6 protein-coding genes and 1 pseudogene are annotated in these 9,189 nt (G+C 47.0%); 2 read left to right on the forward strand and 5 right to left on the reverse strand.

Features of this window, described 5'->3' with window-relative positions; genetic code table 11:
* Nucleotides 1–600: 600 nt before the first annotated feature.
* The 5 genes from M3221_RS13270 to allC all read right to left on the reverse strand — a co-directional run bounded on the left by M3221_RS13270 (nucleotide 601) and on the right by allC (nucleotide 6,586).
* Nucleotides 601–1,467, reverse strand: coding sequence for a fumarylacetoacetate hydrolase family protein (locus M3221_RS13270; RefSeq protein ID WP_251272231.1), 867 nt, complete (start codon nucleotides 1,465–1,467; stop codon nucleotides 601–603).
* On the reverse strand, nucleotides 1,464–2,657 hold the full coding sequence (locus M3221_RS13275; RefSeq protein WP_251272232.1) for an amidase: 1,194 nt from the start codon (nucleotides 2,655–2,657) through the stop codon (nucleotides 1,464–1,466). The genes M3221_RS13270 and M3221_RS13275 overlap by 4 nt, the downstream gene beginning before the upstream one ends.
* Nucleotides 2,650–4,002, reverse strand: a complete 1,353-nt coding sequence (locus M3221_RS13280) for a uracil/xanthine transporter (protein WP_251272233.1) — start codon at nucleotides 4,000–4,002, stop codon at nucleotides 2,650–2,652. The genes M3221_RS13275 and M3221_RS13280 overlap by 8 nt, the downstream gene beginning before the upstream one ends.
* A gap of 81 nt (nucleotides 4,003–4,083) precedes the next feature.
* A complete protein-coding gene (locus M3221_RS13285) occupies nucleotides 4,084–5,331 on the reverse strand; it encodes a pyridoxal-phosphate-dependent aminotransferase family protein (protein WP_251272234.1) in 1,248 nt (415 codons plus the stop codon).
* A 13-nt stretch (nucleotides 5,332–5,344) separates the two neighbouring features.
* Nucleotides 5,345–6,586, reverse strand: coding sequence for an allantoate deiminase (gene allC, locus M3221_RS13290; RefSeq protein ID WP_251272235.1), 1,242 nt, complete (start codon nucleotides 6,584–6,586; stop codon nucleotides 5,345–5,347).
* 147 nt (nucleotides 6,587–6,733) lie between these two features.
* Here allC and M3221_RS13295 point away from each other — a divergent pair, with 147 nt between their 5' ends.
* Both M3221_RS13295 and M3221_RS13300 read left to right on the forward strand, forming a co-directional pair.
* A complete protein-coding gene (locus M3221_RS13295; protein WP_251272236.1) occupies nucleotides 6,734–8,347 on the forward strand; it encodes a PucR family transcriptional regulator in 1,614 nt (537 codons plus the stop codon).
* A gap of 259 nt (nucleotides 8,348–8,606) precedes the next feature.
* Nucleotides 8,607–9,189 (forward strand): annotated as a pseudogene (locus M3221_RS13300) (RNA-guided endonuclease TnpB family protein); the annotation flags it as partial.

Below are 9,189 nucleotides of genomic sequence, written 5' to 3' on the forward strand. Positions count from 1 at the left end.
GTCAGTTCTTTGATGTGAGTAACCTTCCCCGACACGCAAAAGACTTTTTTACGTTTTTACGAATAAACACCCCTAAATTGGCAACCATTCTAATAAAGAAAATTTTAGGAGTGGTTATCATTTTTACTCAAACAACCTTTTTTCTCATATTTTTTGTCGTATCTTTTGTTGTTATCGCTTGGCTTCTTTACCAAGGCTTCAGCCCGAACAGCAAACTTAATAAACCTGAACCAAAAGATCAAACTAATCAACAGAATGGATCGGGAAAACAATAATGCTCACTGCTGTCCCGGCCAACTGTTAGGAGGGAGTTCTTCTCCCCGGTTATTTAAACAGTCCTGATCTTGCCCGCCTTTGTTTTCCTGCAGTATGCCGTCGCTCCGTAAGAAACAAATCCCTCACCTTTACAGTAGGTATCACATCTTTCTTTCCATTCGCCTGTCAGCTTGCTGGTGACTGTCCAGTGTTCCTCTTGTGTATGCAAGTACCAATCCGTGGACGAACAGGTAAATTCAATTGTTACTAAATAAATAGAACCAAATAAAAAAGCTGTTTCAGAAATGGCCTTTCCGCCGGTTTCTGAAACAGCTCCTTATTTTCTTATTTGCGCTTTTTGACTGGATTTGTTAAACGGGGGAACCCGGTGATCCGGCACTCGATGGCATCCCCTTCACGGATGATAGCCGATCCCGGTGTTCCGGTTAAAATCATATCTCCTGGCTGAAGCGTCATGATTTTCGAGAAAAAGGAGACGATAAAAGCCGGTGAGTACATCATATTGGCAATGACGTTTTCGTGACAGACTGAGCCGTTTAGTACGGTTTCAACTTTAATTGAAGCCAGATCCGTCACTTCATCCGATGTGATCAAATACGGGCCAAAGCTGCAAAACGTATTAAAGCTTTTTGCCCGCTGGAGAAAACGGGGATTTTGATTTTGGATATCTTTTGCAGTCATATCCAGGCTGGCGGTAAAGCCCGCAATTACATCCCAAAAATCAGCTTCTTCTACATTTTCGCATGTTTTGCCTATCACGATAGCCAGTTCCGCTTCCCCCGATACATTGGGCGACTGTGGCGGAATTTGAATCGCTTCACCTGGACCAATTAAACTGGAATTTGGCTTCATAAAAATAACCGGCTCTTCTTCGGGAGGCTTGCCTGATAACTCTAATGCTTTTTCCATGTAATTCATGCCGACCCCGAATACTTTTTCCGGATGGCGGAATAACGGAGCAAATGACACAGCATCCAGTGCAAAGCCATTTAGCGTTTGAAGCCGGGTACGGCCTTCTTGCTGGTACCAGCTCCTTACCTCATCCAGCTCCCCTTTTTGCAAAAGAAGAAGCAGGTCTTCACTCCACTGTTTTCCCGCAGCTTCGTTCACATGGCTCATCAAATAAACCGTTTCCTGCTCAATCAATACCGCTTTTTCGTAGCCTTCGTTGTAAATCGCAGCAAGTTTCATCCTTTTACTTCCTCCCCGCTGCACGCTTGGACAAAAGCAGAAGCCCATTGGATCAACCGCCTGTCTTGATGTCTTCCAGCGATCACGGATAATCCAACTGGCAGGCCGCCGGCTTCTGTCAGGGGCAGCGTTATTTGAGGCAGGCCGGCAAGACCCGCGATACAGGTTAGCTGCATTGTTTTAGCACGGTACTGTTCCGCAGCTTCCCCATGTAAATTCAAAAGCGGGGCAGGACCTGGCGCCGTTGGAATGATTAAAAGCGCGTCATCTTTTAACAGTTCGTCCATACGCTGCTGAATGTCCTTCCGCTTATCGAGCTGGCCCTGGCACTCCGCTTTCTTTAGAGTGCCGGCCATTTGAAACCTCTCCGCAATACCCGGCCCGAATACTGGCTGCTCTTTCGTAATCCATGAACCGTGTTCTTCCCAAATTTCCAGCGCTTGAATCGTCCGGAACACTTCTGTCCAGGCCGCTAACCCTTCTTCTGCAACCCGGACATGCTCCACATGGTTCGTTTGTTTTTCTGCTGCCGGCAGCAGACGTCGCAGTGCCGCTTTCGTTTCGGTATCCGGCAGTGCCCACGCCTCTTCTTCTATTAAAATACGTTGGAATGGATTTTTTTTATCAGAAGCAGGAAGCAGGACATCGCCTGCCTGGGCAAGCAGATTTAGATCCTGTGCCATCCAGCCGACCGTATCAAAGCTTTTGGCCAGCGGAATCACGCCGCTTATATCGACAGCGCCATGTGTCGGCCGAATGCCATACAAGCCGCAGTATGAAGATGGAATGCGGACCGAGCCGCCTGTATCAGTTCCAATGGCAAAATCCACAAGCCCGGCCGCCGCGGCAGCAGCAGAGCCGCTTGAAGAGCCGCCTGGAATGCGGTCCGGCGCTTTCGGGTTCACCGGCGTTCCGTAATGCGCATTTTCACCGTTCAAGCTGTACATCAGTTCATCCGTCTGAAGAGTACCTGTAAGGGCGGCCCCTGCATCAACCAGTTTTCGAATCGAATCTGCTGTTTCCTCCGCCGGCTCGTGCGTCCGGAGCCAGTCTGGATTGCCTGCACTGCTTGTATATCCTTTGATGGAAAACACATCTTTGACCGCAAAGGTACGGCCATCGAGTGCTCCTTTTCCAGTCGGTACAAGCTTGATTTCTTGATCGATAAACGCATTCCATTGATCATTCATTTTGATACGCCTCCCCTTTAATAAGTTTGAAACGCCTGCTTTGTTTCCGCTTACGTTCCTTAAAGCGGCTGTTCTCCAGCACAAGCGACAGTAAAATCCCGATCAGCAGGCCGTTGCTGACGAGCGGCCGGATAAAAGCCGGAAATGAAAGAAAATATTCCGTAGGGAAAAATAGAAAAATAATACCGATAAACAGTGGCGCAGCCACCCGGTACAGGTTGGCCGGTGTCATCTCAATCTGAGCAAAGTAACCGAGCGCGGTTTGCAGCAAGCGCATATACGCAACAAGCAGCGCGGCACTGCCGACGCTTAAAGGCATTTGCGCCATTAAATGGCCCACCGCCGGAATGATCCCCATGATGATAAAGAAGATACCTCCAAGAATAAACGGCAGCCTCTCCAAAATGCGCGTTTGATGCAAAAAACCAATGGACGACACGTATGGAGCGTATGGCACCATGCCGAAGACACCAGAGACCATGGTAAACACACCTGAAATCGTGAAAGAACGACGGTACTGCCGGTTCCCTGTTTCATCCTGATACATCGAGTCGGTTCCTTTTAAGGCACCAAATGTATTCGATAGATTCAGCATACCAGCAACGACAGCTGTCATGATAATGCCAGCATCAAAAGACAGATCCCCAAGAAGAAACAAGCCAAAAGCAGGATCGCTGCTCATACCGGCGGTTTCTCCTGAAGCTGAAAACAGGGCTTCATATACAATCCAGCCGACGATAATGCTGATCAGAAGCGAATAGCGGCTGATGCTTGGATGTCCTTTTACACTGAGCAAAATCGTAAACAGGACGATGGCGCATGACAGTAAAAAAACAGGAACATCAATCTGCGGCGCGGCTTCGCCGGTGCTAAAGGGGAGCCCGAGCATCCCTTTTAAAAAAATCGTATTCAGCCGGACGGCCAGCAAAAACGTAAAGACGGCCATAACACCGGCATTGAACCATTTGGCGATATGAGCGGATAAGCCGGATAAGCCGACCAGCACCGTGATCAGTCCAGACAAAACAATGCCGGCTGAAATACTGCCTCCCAGCACTGAGAGAGGAATCCCTTGTGCGGGTGCTATGTAGCACATACTTAAAATAACGCCCCACCAAAGACCTGACTGCCCTTCCATAATCGAACGGCGATGGCCAAACAAGGCTTGTACAATACAAGCGAGTCCTGTAAAAATAAAAGAAAGCTGAAGGAGCGCTACTATTTTCCCCTGCTCCAGCTCAAATGCACTTCCAATCGTAATCGGGATGACGACTGTATTTGTAAAAAGAAAAAACAGCCATTGCATACCCGCGGTCCAATGTTTTACCTTCATCCATTCCCGCATATCTTCACCTTCTTTTCCAAGCAAAAGAGTAAGAAGCCGGCTTCCACCATAAACAAACTATGGACACGGGCCGGCTTCTTATTACATCATAACTTTTTCAGCAGCCGCTGTCTCGTACACATTTAGCGCAGCCTGCAGTGCTTCTCCTCTTTGAACAACGGCGCCATTCCGGATCAATGCGGCTTCAAGGCCAGATAATACAGCAAATACATTCTCTTTCCGGCAGCTGTATCCCATTGCGCCAATACGCCAGATTTTTCCGTGGAGCGGACCGAATGAGCTGGCAATTTCAATTCCAAACTGCTCAAGCAGCATAGACCGAACAGCTTCTCCATCGATACCTTCTGGAATGTTCACACATGTGACCACTGGCAGTTTCCATGGCACATCGTTGAACAGCGTCAGCCCCATGGCTTTAATTCCCTCCATGATCGCTTTTTCATGAAGGCGGTGGCGGGCAAAACGCGCTTCAAGACCTTCTTCAAGCACAACACGGGCGCCTTCCCGAAGTGCATAAAGCATAGACGTCGCTTCCGTATGGTGGTTCAGACGGCGTGGTCCCCAGTAGTCCTGCAGCTGGCTTAAATCGAAGTAATTACTTTGAATAGGATGCAGGACATTTTCTGCATCTTCCGCTGTCCGTACGCCTCTTTCCACTTTTTTACGGGAAGCGAGAATTTTCTCGACGCGCTCATTGTACGTAATCGGCGCCATACCAGATGGCACAGAAAAACACTTTTGCGTCCCTCCAATAACCGCATCAAGCTGCCACTCATCCACTTTCACTTCGGTTCCGGCAATGGTTGCAACTGCGTCTACGATAGAGATAATGCCCATTTCGCGGCAGGCTTTCCCGACTTTATCAAGCGGCTGCATGCATCCTGTTGACGTTTCGCCATGCACAATGGCCAATACTTTCGGTTTTACACGCTCTAACACTTCAATAATTTCATCTTGGTCAAATACCTGGCCCCACTCTGTTTCAATGGTATGAATTTCAGCACCATTGCGCTCTGCAATTTCCGTCAGCAGATGGCCGAACCGTCCAAAGATCGGAATTAAAACTTTATCTCCTGGTGCCAGCACACTCGTTAATACCGCTTCAAGGCCTGAGCGGGATGTTCCGTCGATTGGAAACGCCCATTGGTTTTTTGTCTGAAATACCTGGCGCAGCATCTCCATCGTTTCATTCATAATGTGAGTAAAAGCCGGATCAAACTGGCCTAGAATCGGTGTACTCATGGCACGAAGCACCCGTGGATCTGCTTCAACTGGTCCCGGTGTCATGATTGTACGTAAAGGTGTATTTAATTCACGATATCCCGTCATCTTGTTTTCCTCCTTAGTAAGCTAACTCGTATAACGTCTTTTTTAACAGCTGGACTCCCTGTTCCAAGTCTTCCGATTTTGTATATTCATCCGGTGAATGACTGATCCCCCGGTGGCTCGGCACAAACAATAAAGAGGTCGGCACATACTGGCCAAACACTTGAGAATCATGTCCTGCACCGCTTGTCATCACTTTGTAAGGAATCTGCTCTCTTTCTAAAATGTCAGTCGACAGCGCACTCAGCTTCTGACACATCGGCACCGGTTTTTCATTCATCCAGTTTTCAATGTGAATACCTGTCTGGTGCACCTGACAGATTTGCTCAAAGGTTTCGAAAATAGCAGTGCTGAACGATTCCAGCAACGGTTCCTCGCTATGGCGAATATCGACTGAAAACACGACTTCACGGGCAATGACGTTTGGAATGTTTGGTTTAATCTCCATCCTGCCAACGGTCGCGACGAGGTCCGGGTCGGTTTTCTTTGCCTGTTCGATCAGCGTTTGAGTAAGCGCGGCCGCTGTGTAAACCGCGTCTTTTCGGTACGGCATCGGTGTCGTGCCCGCATGATTACTTTCTCCTGTAATCGTTACGTTATAGCGGCGCTGTCCGACAATGTGGCTGACGACGCCCACTGCTTTTCCTTCCCGCTCCAGTACCTCTCCCTGCTCAATGTGAAGTTCAATAAAACAATCCAGATCATCCCGTTTTGCTTTGCGGAAGTGTCCAAGACCAAATCCCGCCGCATTCATCGCTTCTGTAAACGTTGTGCCAGATGAGTCTTTCAGTTCTTGGATATGCTCCTCTTTCCGCAGTCCTGTAATGTTTCCCGATCCCCAATATGTGAGGGGAAAACGGCTTCCTTCTTCTTCGCAAAGCGACACCACTTCGATCGTTTGCTTCGGCTGCCCGTACTGCTTAAAGAGTGACTTCAATGCCAGTATACCGGCCACAATGCCATACGCCCCATCATATTTACCGCCATCTGCCACTGTATCAATATGGGAACCGGTTAAAATCACAGCGTCCGTTTTTTCGGCCCCTTCCAAGCGCCCATAAAGATTTCCGGCATCGTCAAAATAAGAAACAAGTCCGGCAGCTTCCATTTCTTTTTGAAGCGCCTGTTGGGCTTCCTGCCATTTTTGATCGTATAAAAGGCGGGTAACGCCGCCTCTTTCGGTCTGCCCGTAACGAGCCAGCCATTCTGTCATTTCATAGGCCGTTTTCATTTCGATAGGCGGATCCGTTTTAATCATATCCATCCCCCCGCTCTTTTCTTGTGTAATTTTATTGTAATCGAACGATAAATGAAAAACATTCATAAAAATGTAGAAAATTCTCTTGTTTTATTGTTTAATCTAACTAAAAGATCAACCTATTTGAACATCAAGGAGAGAACGAACATGTTCATGAAAGATTTACTGAATCTCCCTGTCTTCTCCGGCGCGGTTGTGGCCGGAGGGCGGGAAGGATTGGACCGTGAAGTAAATACGGTTAACATGATGGACGCTCCCGATATCGTTTCTTATTTGAAACCTAATGAGCTGCTGGTTACGACGGCTTTTCATTTAAAAGACAACCCCTCTTCCCTGTCGGAGCTGCTGGAGGAAATGCACAAGCAGGGCTGTGCCGGCCTCGGCATTAAAACGAAACGCTTTTTACATCACATTCCGGAAGAAGCGGTTGAACTTGCCGACCGATACGAGATGCCGCTGGTTGATATACCTTTTGAAACATCTCTTGGAGATATTGTCCATCAATCCTTAAGCTGCATTTTGGATATGCGGACAACCGAACTTCACCAGGCAATGAAAACACACCAGCAATTTACCAACTTTATTCTGAACGGGCAGGGGCTCGATAAAATTCTTCAAAGCCTGTCCGGCTTAATCGGGGACCAGGTCACCTTGCTTAATCACCAGCTGCGCCCGTTTTACAGCACAGGCGATTTAGGGGATCCGTTTTACTCGTTGTTTGCCGGCATGGGTGCTCATTTGCCAAAAGCCGGTTTAACCGCTTTTTCGCTTCGAGACAGCGAAATCCAAAAAACCTTTACGCTGTTTCCGATCTACACGCATAAAAAACAGCCGAGCTACCTTGCTGTTCACCGGTTTATCCCGCCGACAGACCGTTCTGCGGTTTTAACGGTGGAGCAAGCTGCCAACGTGATTGCATTTGAGCTCATGAAAGAAAATGCGCTCAAACAAAAAACACAGCGGCTTCGAAATGAATTTTTTACAAACTTTATGAACGGGGCTTTTTCTTCGTCTGAAGAAATCCTTAACCGGGCGAAAGAGTTTGGTCTGTCGAATGAAAACCGCTATTTCTGTGCAGCCGGCCGTATAGATCAATCAGAAAAAAGTTTTTCTCTTGCCGAGCACCAATGGGAATCCGAGCTGATTTACGATACGATTGATGAAGACATACAGGGAACCGGAGAAAACATGCAGCTGTTTGCTTCAGAGGATAAGTTTGTGATTCTGATGGAGGCGAGAGGGAATTGGAAGAACAGTGAAGAAAGCTTCGTTTCTTTTTTAAAAGCGGTCCAGTCATCGGTTGGAACACTGTTGCAAAAAACGATTTCTTTTGGCATCAGCACGTATGCCGAACAGCTGCTGCGGCTTCCAGAAGCTTATAAAGAATCCGTAAATGCGCTTTATTACGGGGCTATGCTCGGCAGTACTGGATTCATAGAGTCCTATCAGCCAAAAGAAGTGTCCGAGATTTTGCGGATGATTCCGTACGAGCAAATGAAGCAGTTTTACCACAATACATTCCAGGCACTCGTGGACGAACCGAAAAAAGATTATGATCTGTTAATGCAGACACTGTCGGTTTATTTAGAGTCGCACTGCCAGCTGTCCGAAACCGCGAAGCGTTTGTTTATCCACCGCAACACGGTTATTTACCGGCTGGAAAAATGCGAGGAGCTGCTCGGCCGCAGCTTAAAAGACCCCGAACAGACGCTGTGCCTCCGGCTTGCTTTTCGGATTAAGGCACTGCTGCAAAACAGCTAGCGGACTATTATTTTATTTAATCTGTTCTTTAATTGAACAAAAAATTAGCGCCGCATTCCCCTTCAAAATCTCCGATTTAGTGGGGGTTAGGCGCTAAGGTCTTTATTCTCCTTGTTCTTCTATATATTCTTTATTACATCGATTGCCGATTCTTACTTATCATCACTCATACTGAATCCCTTTTCGTTTTACAATTGATTTCCATTTTGATACGATCAACCTATCATACGGACTAAAAAATGGAAAGGAGGTTTTGTTTATGAAAGTTGCGAAGTCGCTGTTGCACAAAATTACAAACCAGACGGAAATCTTTAATGCTACGCTAGATATTTACAATCACGCTTTAGCTTATGTGATTGAGATCATCGACAAAGAGTTTGATAATACCAACGACCTGACAACAAAGTCAATTGTGCCGGCAGTAGAAAAACTGATTCACGCAACCAAATCAAACCCTCTTCCAAAATACAAAGAGTTTAACGAGCGTTTTTACAAGTTTCCTTCCTACTTCCGCAGAAGTGCCATTGCTTCTGCTTTTGGCAAGGTAAAGAGCTTCCGCTCTAACTATCAAAACTGGGAAAAAGAGCAGAAGCACGCTCTTTCCGAAGGAAAAAAATTCAAGAAACAGCCTCCGTGCCTGCAGGTGGAACACAAAGAATTCCCTGTTTTTTATAGAGGGAACATGTTCAACAAAACATCAGATACGACTGCACAAATCAAGGTATTCCACCAGAATGACTGGGTATGGGTAGATATCGAATTTAAAGAGCAGGACCACTACAAACGCGGTGTTTGGGAATGGAAAGAGAACAACCCTAAGCTGATTAAGCGGGGAAAGAAAT

Source organism: Domibacillus indicus, assembly GCF_023715895.1.
Taxonomy (GTDB): Bacteria; Bacillota; Bacilli; order Bacillales; family Domibacillaceae; genus Domibacillus; species Domibacillus indicus_A.